This window comes from Bacteroides sp. An279 (genome assembly GCF_002159615.1).
In the GTDB taxonomy this organism is placed as follows: Bacteria; Bacteroidota; Bacteroidia; order Bacteroidales; family Bacteroidaceae; genus Phocaeicola; species Phocaeicola intestinalis.
The window spans coordinates 1-16,225 of the sequence record NZ_NFJA01000087.1 but is presented as its reverse complement, the minus strand read 5'-3'; the positions used below and the strand labels follow the sequence as shown (position 1 = coordinate 16,225).

Here is a 16,225-nt window from a genome sequence, read left to right as displayed (position 1 = left end):
CCTGTTCTTCGTCAGATAGCCCGCTATCTTCCTCATCACAGAAGCGAAAATGCCTCAAAAACTCATCCCAAATCATCGCACGATAAATTCAAAACAGCTTCTAAATTAATCAAAGAAAAATGTTATGGGCATTTATAATCAAATTCCCAAAGCCATATAATTGAAATATCTGATTGGATTATATTATCAATCCAGCCATCATCCTTTTATGGTTTCCATATCAAAACCATACGTTCTCCAATTGAAAACCGTACGTTCTCGATATGGAAACCGTACGGTTTTGATATGGAGAACGTAAAAGGAAGACAGCTTGAAACAGATACTGAACCTTTCAATCATACATTGATTCATATCCGCTAAACAAATTTGAAGCTGTTTTGAATTTCTCCAAAAAGTTTTTCTTGGCTTGATGTATCCGTTTCCGTGTGTGCTTTGGGCGATTTTTTGGTCCTTTTCGTTCCTGTTCTTCGTCAGATAGCCCGCTATCTTCCTCATCACAGAAGCGAAAATGCCTCAAAAACTCATCCCAAATCATCGCACGATAAATTCAAAACAGCTTCTTATCGGAATTTTTTTTGCAGATCAAACATACACAAACCGAGAAACTTGCGTTATAGATAGAAAAAACATATACCTTAATTAATATGAGTTACACTAAACATTTCTATCTACCTCTTCTCCTGACGTGGCTAACTTGCGCCTGTGGAGAGTATCAGCTTGAAGAAGAGACGGGTGAAACCATCGAAAACGTCCCCCACACCGTACAAGTGGTCACCCGAAGCGACAACAACGCCCCTATTCATTACCCCCTCACTGTTTACCTGTTTAATGAAGAAGGTAAATGCATCCAGCAAGACATCATCGCCGATGAATCCGCATCATATAGCAAAAGCATTGCAGAAGGGAAATACACCATTATTCTGCTATCCGGCATCACGGAAGACGAATACTTCATGCCACTCGACATCACTCCCGAAAGTTACATCAGCATCAAGGAATCTAATTTTGCCAAAGCTCCCATCCAGATAGCACAAGCCCAAATAAACCTGACAAAATCAACAACAGTACAAATGACCCTGTCATACGCTGTAGCTTCTGTCAGTTTTGTTATCAATGACGTACCCGAAGAAGCCACCAACGTCAGTATAGACATATCTCCAGTCAGTTCAGGCATCGCCTTCAATAATGCATACAAAAACGACCAGCAATCATGTACCATACCTTGCGCAAAAGAAGGTAACCAATGGATGAGCGAAACCGTTTATATCCTTCCTCATGAAAGCTCGTCTACCCACCTGTCTGTACAGATAGACCAACCTGAAGGAAATAAAACCTACGGCTACACTTACCAATCAGCACTGCTAGCCGGATATCCATACCAGTTTACCGGCAATTATAAAGACGGAATCACGCTGAACGGAGAATTTCAAGCCGAAGGCTGGCACCCATTGGTAGGCGTAGAGTTCGGCATAAGCGAAACCATCCCCGATAATCCCGATGATACAGAAGAAAATCCTGGCACAATTACAGGAAATGCAGATACTTATTATGTATCAACATTACCCGAAGAAGAAGAAAGTATTTGGGAAAATTTCTTTGTATGGAAAATAACCGAAATTTCCGACACTGAATGCGAAGCCTTTCTTATTGCCCCTGAACAATGGGAAACACAGGCAGACAAAGGAGAAGAAATCCTGGCGGATTACGAAATAAGCGGTATCGATGGCTGGCGGGTATTCACTAAGGAAGAAGCCAAAAGCTTTATCGCTCAATATAGAGACCTCGATTTAAACCAATTGCTGCAAGATAACGGGCTGGCACCCTTCTATGGCAATGAAGATGATGAAGACCGATACCTATGTAATGATTGCCAGTCAAGTTTTGCTTTCTGGAGTTCAAGCATATCAAAAGTCGGCTCCAAACGTACCTATTACCTCCGTCCCGTAAAAACTGTACACCTGACAGTCAGGTAACAAGTCAAAATAACAAGACAAGATATCAGTTGAAATGTTTTTAAACAGCAGGCAACTGATATCTTGTCTACTCATTTACCGGCATATTTCCGCAATTCTTCTGCCACCAGTTCCAGTTCAGCATACCAGTCTTCACCGAACCGGCGGATAAGAGGTTCTTTCAAGAACTGATAAACCGCCACGTCTTTCTTTTCGCCCAACACTACAGCAGCCTTGCAAATATCCCAACGATGATAATTTAATGCCGTGTAAGGTCCGCACTTGCCAAGGCGGACCGGATAGAGGTGACACGATATCGGTTTGTAAAAAGCGCAACGTCCTTCACGAAAAGCTTTTTCTATGGCACAATAGCAATATCCCTTCTCATCGTGACAAGTGAATACACAATCTTTCCCGTTCACGATAGAAGTCACCAAGTCACCTTCCTGATCAGTATATACCACTCCTTGCCTGTCGATTATCTCCCGCGCCTCGGGTGACAAATCTTCCCATACCACCGGCAACACTTCTTCCAGTTTCTCCACTTCCTCCAATTCTACCGGAGCTCCAGCATCGCCCTCAATACAGCATACACCTTTGCAGGCATCTAAGTCACAAAAAAACTTCCCGGTAAAGATGTCAGATGAAACCACGACATCTCCAACTTCAATCATCATATCTTTTGGTGATTTATAAACAAAGTTCCTTTTTAAATAAGAAGGTATCAATTGATACGACAACAAGGCTTCAAGAATTCTAACTCCTCAAAAGCTTTGCCATCTTATCAACTGATACCCTTGTCAATTGTCTTTCTCAGATTATTTAATCAAATCTTTTCCTGTCATGTCTGCAGGTTGTGGCATCCCCATGATATGTAAAATAGACGGAGCCACATCTGCCAGTACACCATTTGCCACCTGAGCATCCTTGTTTGCCGTCACATATACAAACGGAACCGGATTCAGCGAATGGGCTGTGTTCGGTGTACCGTCTTCGTTCAAGGCATGGTCGGCATTACCATGGTCAGCAATGATGATAACCTCGTAATCATTTGCCTTAGCAGCTTCCACTGTATCGCGTACACAGTTATCAATGGCCACTACAGCCTTCTCGATAGCTTCGTAAACTCCCGTATGTCCTACCATATCACCGTTGGCATAGTTCACTACGATAAAATCGTATTGCTGTGTATTAATTGCTTCCACCAGCTTGTCTTTCACCTCGTAAGCGCTCATTTCCGGTTTCAGGTCGTAAGTAGCCACCTTCGGTGACGGAACCAAGATACGGTCTTCCCCATCAAACGGAGCCTCGCGTCCACCATTAAAGAAGAAAGTAACATGCGCATATTTTTCAGTCTCAGCTATGTGGAGCTGCTTTTTACCATTCTTCGACAGATATTCACCCAGCGTATCTGCCACGTTTTCTTTCGGGAAGATGATATGAACCCCTTTGAACGAAGCATCATACGGCGTCATGCAGTAATACTGCAAACCTGGAATAGTTTTCATGCCTTCTTCCGGCATATCCTGCTGGGTCAATACTACGGTCAACTCTTTCGCGCGGTCGTTACGGTAATTGAAGAATATCACCACATCCCCCTCTTTGATGGTACCATCGAAATTGGCATTGTTAATCGGTTTGATGAATTCGTCAGTCACACCTTCGTCATACGATTCCTGCATTGCCTGCACCATATCCGTAGCCTGCTTACCTTTGCCTTCTACCAGCAAATCGTAGGCTTCCTTCACACGGTTCCAGCGTTTATCACGGTCCATAGCATAAAAACGTCCTACGATAGAAGCAATTTTACCAGCCGACTGGGCACAATGTGCAGTCAGTTGTTCGATAAATCCTTTACCGCTCTTGGGGTCGGTATCACGGCCATCCATGAAGCAATGGATGAACGTATTTTCCAAACCATATTCTTTGGCGATATCACACAATTTAAAGAGATGCTCCAGCGAAGAATGTACCCCGCCGTTCGAAGTCAATCCCATAAAATGGATATTCTTGCCCTGCTCTTTAGCATAAGAGAATGCAGACACGATTTCCGGATTCTTCAGAATGCTACCGTCGGCACATGCGCGGTTGATTTTCACCAGGTCCTGATACACAATACGACCCGCACCGATATTCAGATGACCTACTTCCGAGTTGCCCATCTGCCCATCTGGTAAACCCACGTTTTCACCACTTGCCTGAAGCTGGGAGTGTGGATACGTAGCCAACAGGCTGTCCCAATACGGAGTAGGGGTATTGAAAATCACATCGTCTTTCTTGTGGTCTCCACAACCCCAACCGTCCAAAATCATTAAAAGAGCTTTCTTAGCCATAATCTTATTTTGTTTAAAAGTTGATATATCCTGTTTTACAACACGCAAAATTACAAAATCTCTTCCTTATAACATACTTTTTTAAATGAAAAATCGTTTAGAAACACAAGGGCACGCCTAATGGCACGCCTAATGTAATCCCGATAGCGGTCAGAATGGTAATCCGTATTCCCACAAATGTTTTTCAATATCGGATAATCTGCACAAATTAGATGCATTTACCCTGTCAATCGTCCATTATCCATTGTCATTGACAAAGTTTTCTTTACCTTTGCCGATAAAAATCGAAAGATATGTTTACAGTAATCGGACTTATGTTGGGAGGAATGTGTATCGGCTTTTTGCTACGCAGGCGGCAACTTACTGGAATACACCAGATTATCACGGTACTTATCTGGATCTTGTTGTTTTTATTGGGCATCGAAGTCGGGGAAAACCGGCAAATTATCGAGGGGCTTGCCACATTAGGCCTGGAAGCATTAGCTATCACCATAACTGCCGTTATCGGAAGCAGCCTGGCAGCCTGGGCGTTGTGGAAATCTGTATACAAACGAAAAAGAAGAGAGGCATGAAAGGAAGTTTGATTATTGTGGGCTTTTTCGCATTGGGATGTTTATGTGGATTATTCCATATCATCCCTGTTTCTTTGGCTAAGACTGACATTAGTTTTTACACGTTGTGTGCCCTGATGTTCAGTGTAGGACTAAGCATCGGCAATGATCCACAGACGCTGAATAATTTCCGTAGTCTGAATCCTCGTCTGGCATTTCTTCCCATAATAACCATCTTTGGCACTCTTTCTGCCACGGCACTGGTAAGCTTGCTGCTTCCACACCGCAGTGCAGCCGACTGCATGGCAGTAGGTGCCGGATTCGGTTATTACTCGCTGTCGAGTATCTTCATTACCGAATATAAAGGTCCGGAACTGGGCACCATCGCCCTCTTATCGAACATTTTGCGCGAAATTCTCACACTGCTGTGCGCACCACTACTGGTTCGCTGGTTTGGCAATCTGGCACCCATATCAGCCGGAGGAGCCACCACGGCAGACACCACCCTGCCTGTCATTACTCAATGTGCAGGACAGCAGTTTGCCGTAGTATCCATCTTCCATGGTTTTATAACAGATTTCAGCGTACCGTTTCTGGTGACTTTTTTCTGTTCGATTTAAAACATCTTCGCTACCCGCTCTATGCCTGCGACCAGCACATCGATTTCCTCCTTTGTATTATATAGCGCGAAAGATGCACGTACAGTACCTTCAATACCCAAACGATGCATCAAAGGTTCGGCACAATGATGTCCCGTACGAACAGCAATACCCAAACGATCGAGCAAGGTGCCCATATCAAAATGATGAATATTGCCAACCAAAAAGGATATAACCGAACTTTTCTGTGCAGCCTCGCCAAAGATACGCATCCCCCGCACCTCTTTCAGGCGCTGCATGGCATACTGCGTCAGTCCGTGTTCGTAAGCCTCTATCTGTTCCATCCCAATTGCTGATACATAGTCAAGAGCTTTTGCCAATGCCGTACTGCCAATATAATCGGGAGTACCCGCCTCGAACTTAAAAGGAAGCTCATTGAATGTGGTTTTTTCGAAACTTACGTTCTTAATCATTTCGCCTCCTCCCTGATAGGGCGGCAACTTATCCAGCCAAGCCTCTTTACCATAAAGCACGCCAATACCCGTAGGACCGTATACCTTATGCCCACTGAACACATAAAAATCGGCATCCAGTGCCTGTACATCTACCGGGATATGGGGAATACTTTGGGCTCCGTCTATCAACACAGGAACATTGTGAGCATGAGCTATCCGAACTAATTCACTGACCGGGTTAATAGTACCCAGTACATTCGACACATGAGCAACCGACACAATACGGGTACGCGGCGTGAAAAGTTTCTCATATTCAGCCAGCGACAGTTCGCCACGTTCATTCATCGGAATCACTTTCAAGACGATTCCCTTACGTGCTGCCTGTAATTGCCACGATACGATATTGCTGTGATGTTCCATTACCGAGACTATCACTTCGTCACCTTCTTTCATCTGGCTATCGGCAAAGGTGGAAGCCACTAAATTGATGCTCTCTGTCGTCCCCCGTGTAAAAACAATTTCAGAAATACTGCGCGCATTGATAAACTTACGTACCGTTTCGCGTGAAGCCTCGTGCAGGTTAGTTGCCTGCTGCGAAAGGAAATGCACTCCACGGTGTACATTGGCATTCACCGAATAGTATTCATCGGTTATCGACTCCACTACACACCGAGGCTTTTGCGTAGTAGCCCCATTGTCCAGATAGACCAGCGGTTTGCCGTACACCGTTCGTGAAAGTATCGGAAAGTCTTCTCTGATTTTTGTTATGTCGTACATATTCAGATTTTGAGTTTTTAAGAGCCTGTTTTAAATGTTCCAATAAAGCAAGAAACTGTTTTGAATTTCTCCAAAAAGTTTTCTAGCCTTGATGCGTTCGTTCGCGTGTGCTGATTGGGAATGAGTTTTTAAGTTCTTTAATTCTCAAATCTTTTAACTACATCAACTTAAGAACTTATAAACCTAAAAACTCAAAAACTCATTTACATATCGCACATCCCTGGCACTTGTTCAGTTCGCCACGGAAACGCTTTTCTACCAGACGGTGCAGACGGTCTTTCAATGCCTCCATCCGGATACAGTCGATAACTTCACCCACAAAGGCAAACATCAGCAATAGACGGGCTTCCTTCAGGGGGATGCCACGCTGTTGCATGTAAAACAATGCATTCTCGTCAAGCTGACCTACCGTAGCACCGTGCGAGCACTTCACATCATCGGCATAAATTTCCAGCTGAGGCTGCGTGTACATCCGTGCTTCACGGGTAGCACATAAATTTCGGTTGGTCTGTTGCGAAGACGTATGCTGAGCACCTGGACGAACCAATACTTTTCCGGCAAAAGCACCTGTCGCCTGGTCGTCGAGCACATACTTAAAAAGCTCGTTGCTTGTACAACCAGGCACTTTATGGTCGATAAAAGTATTGTTATCTACCTGTTCGTTCTTGTCGGCTATTGCCATACCACAAAGGTTCACCTCGGCTCTCTCTCCCGATAGTGTCACACGGGTAGTATTCCGGGTAGTTCCATTATGCAACGTAATGCCATTCAGCAAGACATTGCTTCCTGCCTGCTGATCGACAAACAACTGATTGAAACGCACCGTACTGTTGTGAGTTTCTTCCAACTCATAAAGGTCGAATACAGCATTCTCCCCCACAAAAACTTCCGTCACTTGCGTGGAAAGGAAGTTCACATTATCCATTGCATGGTCGCATACCAGCAGCTTCGCCTGCGCATCTTTTTCTACGATAACCAATAAACGGCGGTTCACCATAAAATCAACATCGGCACGCAGGATATTTACCAACTGGACAGGCCGTTCCATCACCACGCCACTCGGGACATACATCAGCACACCGTCTTGTGCAAACATCGTGTTGAATGCGGTCAGCCCGTCTTGCGATGTATCGGCAAGCTTTCCATAATACGACTTTATCAGGTCCGGATAGAGTCTAGCCATATCCTTCAAGCTACCGAACAATACTCCTTCGGGCAATTGAGCCGAAGGATGCACATGCTTATCAAACGTGTCATTGACTACGAAATAAAGCGAAGTACTCATATTCGGCACATCACACTTGAACACTTCATACGGGTTGACAGGAAATTCCAACCTGTTCAGATTCAACCCGAAGTCGGGAGCAAAATACTTCCCCACCTCCGTATATTTATAATCCTCCTCTTTACGCGTAGGAAAGCCCAAGCGTTCGAAGTCGGCAAAAGCCTTGGCACGCGGGGCATTCATCGCCTCAGCACTGTTACGGCAGAGAAGTGCCTCATACTGCGTAAAAAGGTCGATATACTGTTGTTCCGCTTTCATACACTTACTCTCCCAATTCTTTCTTGATCCAGTCGTATCCTTTTTCTTCCAGTTCCAGTGCCAATTCAGGTCCAGCCGTTTTCACTATGCGTCCTTTATAAAGCACATGTACTATATCTGGCTTGATATAATCCAGCAAACGTTGGTAATGGGTAATGACAATGCAACTGGTTTCCGGTGTCTTCAACTTGTTCACACCTTCTGCCACAATGCGCAATGCATCGATATCCAGCCCCGAATCTGTTTCATCCAAAATGCTCAGCTTCGGTTCCAACATAGCCATCTGGAAGATTTCGTTCCGCTTCTTCTCACCACCCGAAAAGCCTTCGTTCACCGAACGGTTTGCCAACTTGCTGTCCAATTCCACTACCTCGCGCTTCTGGCGCATCAGTTTCAGGAATTCGCTTGCCGTCAGTGCAGGAAGCCCCTTATACTTCCGTTGCTCATTTACTGCCGTGCGCATAAAGTTCACCATGCTCACTCCCGGAATCTCTACCGGATACTGGAACGATAAGAACAATCCTTCATGGCTCCGGTCTTCCGGACTCATAGCCAAAAGGTCTTTCCCGTCGAAAGTGACCGAACCGCGAGTCACCTCGTATGCCGGATGTCCCACTAATACATTACTCAGCGTACTCTTTCCCGAACCGTTCGGTCCCATAATGGCATGCACTTCGCCAGTCTTCACACTCAGGTTGATTCCTTTTAATATCTCTTTGCCGTTAATCGAGGCATGTAAATCTTTTATTTCTAACATAAACTTTTATAAATTAAGAATGAAGAATGAAGAATGAAGAATCAACAGATTCCTCATCCCCCATCCCTCATTGCATATTTAATTCATCATTCTTCATTCTTAATTCTTCATTATCCTACGCTTCCCTCCAACGAAACCGAAAGCAGCTTTTGCGCTTCCACAGCAAACTCCATCGGGAGCTTGTTCAACACTTCTTTAGCATATCCGTTCACAATCAAACCGACTGCGTCTTCGGTAGAAATACCACGTTGGTTACAATAAAAAAGCTGATCTTCTGATATTTTCGAAGTAGTAGCTTCGTGTTCTACCACTGCCGTCTCGTTATGGATATCCATGTAGGGAAATGTATGTGCACCACACTCGCTACCCAACAAGAGTGAATCGCACTGGCTATAGTTGCGCGCACCATCCGCCCGTTCAGCCACACGCACCAGTCCACGATAAGAGTTCTGACTTCGTCCGGCACTGATGCCCTTGCTGACGATGGTAGAACGAGTGTTACGTCCCAGATGAATCATTTTCGTTCCCGTATCTGCCTGCTGGTAATTGTTCGTAACCGCCACTGAATAAAATTCGGCAGTCGAGTTGTCACCGCTCAGAATACAGCTGGGATATTTCCAAGTAATGGCAGAACCGGTTTCTACCTGCGTCCATGATAACTTACTGCCTTCACCTTTACAAATGCCTCGCTTGGTAACAAAGTTATATACCCCTCCCTTACCCTCGGCATCGCCGGGATACCAGTTCTGCACTGTAGAGTATTTCACTTCAGCACGGTCAAGCACCACAATTTCCACAATAGCTGCATGAAGCTGATTCTCGTCACGCATCGGAGCCGTACATCCTTCCAAATACGACACATAACTGTCATCATCTGCCACAATAAGTGTCCGTTCGAACTGTCCGGTACCAGCAGCATTAATACGGAAATAAGTAGAAAGTTCCATCGGACACCGGACACCTTTAGGAATATAAACAAACGAACCGTCACTAAACACTGCCGAATTGAGAGCTGCAAAGAAATTGTCACGATACCCTACTACCGAACCTAAGTATTTCTTTACCAAGTCAGGATGTTCGCGTACCGCTTCACTGATAGAGCAAAAGATAATGCCTTTCTCCATCAATGTTTCCTTAAAGGTAGTCTTTACCGACACCGAATCCATCACCGCATCTACCGCCATACCACTTAATGCAAGCTGTTCTTCCAACGGAATCCCCAGCTTATTGAATGTTTTCAACAGTTCGGGGTCTACATCATCAAGACTCTTCGGACCCTCTTTCTTACGTGTAGGGTCGGCATAATACGATATAGCCTGGTAGTCGATATCAGGAATCGTAAGATGTGCCCAGGTGGGCATATCCATTGTCAGCCAGTGGCGGTAAGCTTTCAGGCGGAAATTGAGCAACCATTCAGGCTCGTCCTTTTTTGCAGAGATAAGCCTTACCACATTTTCGTCCAGCCCACGATCGATAATATCGGTATGAATGTCCGTAGTGAAGCCATATTTATACTTCTCACGGGTCAGTTCTTTTACATATTTATTGGGTTCTAACTGCATAGTTCAGTCGGTTAAATGATTAGTCATATCTTTCATTGCCGGGTAGAAATAGCCCGACACATCCTTCACCGGAATATAGAACAACGATTGTTCCTTTGTGGTTCGGCCGATTAAATAATCTTCACCATCGGCAAATGCAAGGATACGAAGCACAATACTTAGCAGCAATACAAATTTCAAGCCTCCCAACCCTGCTCCCAGACACCGGTTTACGAATCCCAACCGAAGCCCTTCGGCAAGCCGGGTGAGCAACGAGCCAAGTATCAGAAAACACAAAGGCACCCCTACACCGATAAGCACGAAAGCCAAGCCACGTGCCAGTGCTACCGAGGTACCTAACGCTTCGCCTAGCCGGTCACCTACGGCCACAAACAGAGCACGCGCCAGCAACAAGCCAGCCAAAAGCCCTACGATGGAAGCCAATTGACGGATGGCACCTTTCCAAAAACCTACCGCCGCCCCCATTGCCACTATTGCCGTTATTAACCAATCCAGCGAAGACACTTCCTAATTAATAATTAATTAATACTTAACAATGAATAACTAACAGTGAACTATGAATAACGGTGAGACAAACATAGTTCCGTTATTCATAGTCCACTGTTAGTTATTCATTGATTACAACGTTTGTTTTACTTCCACTTCTTCGTAGGTTTCTATCACATCACCCACCTTGATATCGTTGCAGTTCGTAAGACTGATACCACACTCGAAGTTGGTACCCACCTCCTTCACATCATCCTTAAAGCGTTTTAAGGCATTGATGTTTCCTGTATAAATCACGATACCGTCACGGATCAGACGTGCCTTGTCGGTACGTTTCACTTTGCCGGTCTTTACCATTGCACCGGCTACCATACCCACTTTGCTGATATTGAATACCTCACGCACTTCGATAGTGGCAGTAACCTGTTCTTTCACCGTAGGAGCAAGCATACCTTCCATTGCAGCCTTCACCTCTTCGATAGCATCGTAGATGATGGAATATTTGCGGATATCTACACCTTCCTGCTCGGCAAGCTTTGCCGCACTGCCCGAAGGACGCACCTGGAATCCCACGATAATGGCGTTCGAAGCTGCAGCAAGCGATACATCCGACTCCGAAATCTGTCCTACGCCCTTATGAATGACATTTACCTGTATCTGTGGAGTAGAAAGTTTGATAAGTGAATCGCTCAATGCCTCTACCGAACCGTCCACGTCACCTTTCACAATGATGTTCAGTTCATGGAAATCACCTAATGCCAGACGGCGCCCTACCTCATCCAGTGTCAGCATCTTCTGGGTACGCAATCCCTGTTCGCGTTGCAACTGTTCACGCTTATTGGCAATCTCACGTGCTTCCTGTTCACTATCAAATACATGGAATGTATCACCCGCTGCCGGAGCACCATTCAATCCTAAAATCAATACAGGCTCCGACGGACCGGCCTCTTTCATGCGTTGGCCACGCTCGTTGAACATAGCCTTCACCTTGCCATAATATTTTCCAGCCAGCACGATATCACCTACGTGAAGCGTACCGTTCGATACCAGTACCGTAGCTACATAACCACGTCCTTTATCCAGCGAAGATTCAATGATAGAGCCTGTAGCTTTACGGTTCGGATTCGCTTTCAAGTCAAGCATCTCGGCTTCCAGCAATACCTTTTCCAAAAGTTCTTTCACACCCGTACCTTTCTTGGCCGAAATGTCCTGCGACTGGTACTTGCCTCCCCATTCTTCTATCAGGAAGTTCATCTGTGCCAGCTCTTCCTTTATCTTATCAGGGTTGGCATTGGGCTTGTCTATCTTGTTGATGGCAAACACAATGGGCACGCCTGCCGCCATCGCATGATTGATGGCTTCCTTGGTCTGCGGCATCACGTTATCATCTGCTGCAACAATGACAATCACCACATCTGTTACTTTTGCACCGCGGGCACGCATAGCCGTAAATGCTTCGTGTCCCGGAGTATCCAGAAAAGTAATGTGGCGCCCGTCCTCCAGCTTCACGTTATAAGCACCAATGTGCTGTGTGATACCGCCAGCCTCACCAGCTATCACATTCGCTTTACGGATATAGTCGAGCAACGAAGTTTTTCCATGGTCTACGTGACCCATTACCGTTACAATCGGTGCCCGAGGCTGCAGGTCTTCTTCTGCATCAGCTTCTTCCTCAACCGCCTGTGCCACTTCTGCACTTACATATTCTGTCTTAAAGCCAAATTCCTCTGCTACCAAGTTTATGGTTTCAGCATCCAGACGCTGGTTGATAGACACCATGATACCCACGCTCATACACGTAGAGATGACTTGCGTTACCGGCACGTTCATCATGTTCGCCAGTTCATTAGCTGTCACAAACTCGGTCAGCTTCAACACTTTGCTTTCCTCTTCCTGCTGTTCTTCCTGCTCCAGCTGGCGGTTCTGTATGATTTCACGTTTTTCTTTCCGGTACTTGGCAGCCTTATTCTTTCCCTTGCTGGTCAGGCGTGCCAAGGTTTCTTTCACCTGTTTTGCTACATCCTCGTCACTCACTTCAGGTTTTGCTACGGCTTTCTTAAAACGGTCTTTGGCATGCTTGCCGCCCCCTTGGGCATTCTTTCCCGATTTTCCACTACTTTCTCCACCCCGCGAAACCTGACTTGCAGCTGTATTGATGTCCACACGTTCTTTTCCTATACGGTTACGTTTCTTCTTACTGTTTGCCGTGTTATCACCATCTCCTGCTTTTTCAGTTTTTTCATCGGTTTTCCGTATTTCCTTAATAATGGCATCTTTCATCTGCCGGCGTTGCTCTTGCCGCTGGCGGTCTTTTTCCTCCCGTTCCTTACGTTTTTCTTCTTTTGTTTTTTTCTTCGGGCGAGTCGACTGATTCAGCGTAGCAAGATCAATCTGTCCCACTACATTGATTTTCGACTTGAACTCGGTAGGACGTATCTTGAATATCCCGTCTTCTGTCTTACCCTGCACATTCTGTGCCTCTATTGTTTCTTTCTTTTCTTCCATCGGCTCCGGTTTCTGTTCCTCAGCTTTTTCTTGTTCTGGTTGTTCCGGCTTTTCATCCGGCTGTGCTGCCGGTCGGGGAGCCGTCCCCGTTTCCGTTACTTCAGGCTCCGCCTGCGGTTGTACAGGTTTCACTTCCGTATCTGCCTGCTGTTCTTTTCCTGAAGCAGAAGAAACCTTTGCATCCTTTTCTTTTGCGCTTGCCTGTCCGCCTGCAGACTTCTTTCCAGTACGCAGACTGTCCAAATCAATCTTTCCTACGGGCTTGAAGCGTGGACGGCTTTCCTCTGGCACTTCTATTTCTATCATTTCAGGCTGTGCCTTTCCCCCGTGCAGGTCTTCTATCGAAACAGAAGCCTTACTACGCTCTTTATTCTGGCGTTCCTGAAATATTTTTTCCGACTCTATCTTCAAATCCTTGTCTTTGCTGAATTCTTTTACGAGTGCAGCATATTGTTCATCGGTTATTTTCGCATTCGGATTCGCTTCCACAGCATATCCCTTCCGTTGCAAGAAGTCGACCGCTGTAGCTATCCCCACATTCAAATCTCTTGTTACTTTATTCAGTCTTATCATCATTCCCTTTACAATTTACCATTTACAATTTACCATTCGGGCATTCACCGTTTGCAGTCTACCATTTCGGGACCATTTACAGATGTACAATTCTGCGCACTGTAATAAAGACAAATTGTAAATTGTAAATGGTAAATGGCAAACGTTACTGGTTGCCTTCAAACTCCGCCTTCAGTATTCTCAAGACATCGTCTACCGTATTCTCTTCCAAGTCGGCTTTCTCAATCAACATCTCACGCGGAGCGTTCAGCACACCCTTGGCTGTATCGATGCCAATGCCTTTAATAGCATTTATCACCCATTCGTCTATCTCATCCTTGAATTCGTCAAGATAGATATCCTCATCTACTGTACCTTCTTCCACCTCGCGGTATACGTCTATCGTGTATTCGGTCAGCATACTTGCCAGCTTGATGTTCATACCTCCCTTACCGATAGCCAGTGACACTTCTTCCGGTTTCAGGTACACTTCTGCCTTCTTCTCCTCTTCGTGCATCACGATGCTCGACACCTTGGCAGGGCTCAGTGCACGCTGGATAAACAGCTGCAAGTTGGCCGTGTAATTGATAACATCAATGTTCTCGCCCTGCAACTCACGCACTATACCGTGAATACGCGAACCTTTTACTCCCACACACGCACCTACCGGATCGATACGATCATCGTATGACTCTACTGCAATCTTTGCCCGTTCGCCGGGAATACGTGCTATACGCCGGATAGTAATCAACCCGTCTGCTATTTCAGGCACTTCCTGTTCGAACAACCGCTGCAGGAACATCGGCGAGGTACGGCTCAAAATGATTTTCGGGTTATTGTTCTTGTTATCCACCCGTGCTACTACGGCACGTACCGTTTCACCTTTACGGTAAAAGTCACCCGGTATCTGTTCGGTACGCGGCAGCAACAATTCGTTCCCTTCATCGTCCAACAGCAAGATTTCCTTCTTCCATATCTGGTATACCTCGGCAGCCATCACCGTACCTACACGGTCGATATACTTGTTATACAAGCTATCTTTCTCCAGCTCCAATATCTTCGAAGCGAGCGTTTGCCGCAGGTTCAGGATGGCACGCCGCCCAAACTTCTCGAAGATTACCTCATCGGTCACTTCCTCACCCACTTCATACGAAGCATCTATCTGCCGTGCTTCACTCAGTGCTATCTGTCGGTTAGGGTCGGTCAAGTCTTCATCTGCCACCACCTCACGGTTGCGCCATATCTCGAAATCCCCTTTATCGGGATTCACAATTACATCGTAATTCTCATCCGAACCGAACATCTTGGCTATCACGCTGCGGAACGACTCTTCCAGCACGCTTACCATCGTGGTGCGGTCTATGTTTTTCAACTCCTTAAATTCCGAAAACGTGTCAATCAAACTGACTGCAGGTTCTTTCTTCGCCATAACATCTATTTAAAGCTAATTAAGTATTTGGTGTATTTTATCTCATCGTATGCAAAAGCCTTGTCCTGTTCCTCCAGCCGCGGACGTTTCGCCCCTTCCGGCTTCACCTTCACTTTTATCGCAATCGTAAAACCAGCTTCGTCGGCTGCTTTCAGGATACCGGTCCATTTCTTGCCGGCAGCATCCATCACCTCTACCTCTTTACCGATATGCATCAAGTATTGTTTCAACACTTTAAAAGGCTGTCCGATACCTGCCGAACCGACCTCCAGTTCATAATCCTCTTCTTCCCGGTTCAGCCGCGACTCGATAAACCGGCTCAACTCTACACAATCGTCAATCCACACCCCTTCGGCATGGTCTATTTCTACTACGATTTTGTCATCTGGGCTTACAGAGACATCTACCAGAAAATAATCTTTCCCGTCCAGCCATTCTTCAACTATACGGGTCACTGCTTGTTTGTCTATCATGCAATATTAATAGTGAATAAAAAAAGGAGCCTTACCGCCCCTCCACCTTCTTTTTCATCTCGCCTGCAAAGATACAAATAATCTGACGCACTACAAAATATAAGAATAATTATTTCATTTTTAATTCAATTTAACACAGCTGGGGCAGAGTCAACCAGCGAGTGCAACATTACGAAATATTTTTGAAAAAGACCTCAGCCGGAGTCAAGAAATTGAGTTTTTCTCTCGGTCTGGCATTAATTTTCTTCCTG

The 16,225-nt window shown here is 45.5% G+C and carries 14 protein-coding genes; 3 read left to right on the top strand and 11 right to left on the bottom strand.

Annotated elements, in window-relative coordinates; translation table 11 throughout:
- Nucleotides 1-331: 331 nt before the first annotated feature.
- The gene (locus B5F78_RS17330; protein ID WP_162608555.1) at nucleotides 332-535 is read right to left on the bottom strand and encodes a hypothetical protein; all 204 of its coding nucleotides are present in this window, start codon (nucleotides 533-535) and stop codon (nucleotides 332-334) included.
- A 109-nt stretch (nucleotides 536-644) separates the two neighbouring features.
- On the opposite strand from B5F78_RS17330, the gene B5F78_RS13435 reads away from it, so the two are divergent.
- On the top strand, nucleotides 645-1,973 hold the full coding sequence (locus B5F78_RS13435) for a FimB/Mfa2 family fimbrial subunit (protein WP_087211009.1): 1,329 nt from the start codon (nucleotides 645-647) through the stop codon (nucleotides 1,971-1,973).
- 71 nt (nucleotides 1,974-2,044) lie between these two features.
- Here the strand turns inward: B5F78_RS13435 and B5F78_RS13430 are convergent, their stop codons facing one another.
- Together B5F78_RS13430 and gpmI are read right to left on the bottom strand one after the other, a co-directional pair.
- Complete coding sequence (locus B5F78_RS13430; protein WP_087211037.1) at nucleotides 2,045-2,626, bottom strand: DUF3109 family protein; 582 nt, start codon at nucleotides 2,624-2,626, stop codon at nucleotides 2,045-2,047.
- Between the two features lie 144 nt (nucleotides 2,627-2,770).
- Nucleotides 2,771-4,285 carry a 2,3-bisphosphoglycerate-independent phosphoglycerate mutase gene (gene gpmI / locus B5F78_RS13425; protein ID WP_022039711.1) on the bottom strand — a complete coding sequence of 505 codons (1,515 nt, stop codon included), beginning with the start codon at nucleotides 4,283-4,285 and terminating at the stop codon, nucleotides 2,771-2,773.
- A 293-nt stretch (nucleotides 4,286-4,578) separates the two neighbouring features.
- Here gpmI and B5F78_RS13420 point away from each other — a divergent pair, with 293 nt between their 5' ends.
- Nucleotides 4,579-4,857, top strand: a complete 279-nt coding sequence (locus B5F78_RS13420) for a LysO family transporter (protein ID WP_022039710.1) — start codon at nucleotides 4,579-4,581, stop codon at nucleotides 4,855-4,857.
- Nucleotides 4,854-5,456: a lysine exporter LysO family protein gene (locus B5F78_RS13415; RefSeq protein ID WP_087406956.1), complete on the top strand. Its 603-nt coding sequence runs from the start codon at nucleotides 4,854-4,856 to the stop codon at nucleotides 5,454-5,456. Before B5F78_RS13420 ends, B5F78_RS13415 begins: the two co-directional genes overlap by 4 nt.
- Here B5F78_RS13415 and B5F78_RS13410 read toward each other — a convergent pair.
- The 8 genes from B5F78_RS13410 to rimP all read right to left on the bottom strand — a co-directional run bounded on the left by B5F78_RS13410 (nucleotide 5,453) and on the right by rimP (nucleotide 15,974).
- Entirely contained in the window at nucleotides 5,453-6,667 is a 1,215-nt protein-coding gene (locus B5F78_RS13410) for an aminotransferase class V-fold PLP-dependent enzyme (RefSeq protein WP_087211014.1), read from the bottom strand. The two genes, B5F78_RS13415 and B5F78_RS13410, sit on opposite strands and share 4 nt — an antisense overlap.
- Nucleotides 6,668-6,866: 199 nt before the next feature.
- Nucleotides 6,867-8,210, bottom strand: coding sequence for a Fe-S cluster assembly protein SufD (gene sufD, locus B5F78_RS13405; protein ID WP_087250013.1), 1,344 nt, complete (start codon nucleotides 8,208-8,210; stop codon nucleotides 6,867-6,869).
- A 4-nt stretch (nucleotides 8,211-8,214) separates the two neighbouring features.
- Nucleotides 8,215-8,967, bottom strand: coding sequence for a Fe-S cluster assembly ATPase SufC (gene sufC / locus B5F78_RS13400; protein ID WP_087211019.1), 753 nt, complete (start codon nucleotides 8,965-8,967; stop codon nucleotides 8,215-8,217).
- Between the two features lie 110 nt (nucleotides 8,968-9,077).
- On the bottom strand, nucleotides 9,078-10,529 hold the full coding sequence (sufB, locus tag B5F78_RS13395; protein WP_022039705.1) for a Fe-S cluster assembly protein SufB: 1,452 nt from the start codon (nucleotides 10,527-10,529) through the stop codon (nucleotides 9,078-9,080).
- Nucleotides 10,530-10,532: 3 nt separating this feature from the next.
- Nucleotides 10,533-10,994, bottom strand: a complete 462-nt coding sequence (locus tag B5F78_RS13390; protein WP_022039704.1) for a CvpA family protein — start codon at nucleotides 10,992-10,994, stop codon at nucleotides 10,533-10,535.
- A 153-nt stretch (nucleotides 10,995-11,147) separates the two neighbouring features.
- Nucleotides 11,148-14,096, bottom strand: coding sequence for a translation initiation factor IF-2 (gene infB / locus B5F78_RS13385; RefSeq protein ID WP_022039703.1), 2,949 nt, complete (start codon nucleotides 14,094-14,096; stop codon nucleotides 11,148-11,150).
- 142 nt (nucleotides 14,097-14,238) lie between these two features.
- Nucleotides 14,239-15,501, bottom strand: coding sequence for a transcription termination factor NusA (gene nusA / locus B5F78_RS13380; protein ID WP_087211028.1), 1,263 nt, complete (start codon nucleotides 15,499-15,501; stop codon nucleotides 14,239-14,241).
- 5 nt (nucleotides 15,502-15,506) lie between these two features.
- Nucleotides 15,507-15,974, bottom strand: a complete 468-nt coding sequence (gene rimP, locus B5F78_RS13375; RefSeq protein WP_022039701.1) for a ribosome assembly cofactor RimP — start codon at nucleotides 15,972-15,974, stop codon at nucleotides 15,507-15,509.
- Between the last annotated feature and the right edge of the window lie 251 nt (nucleotides 15,975-16,225).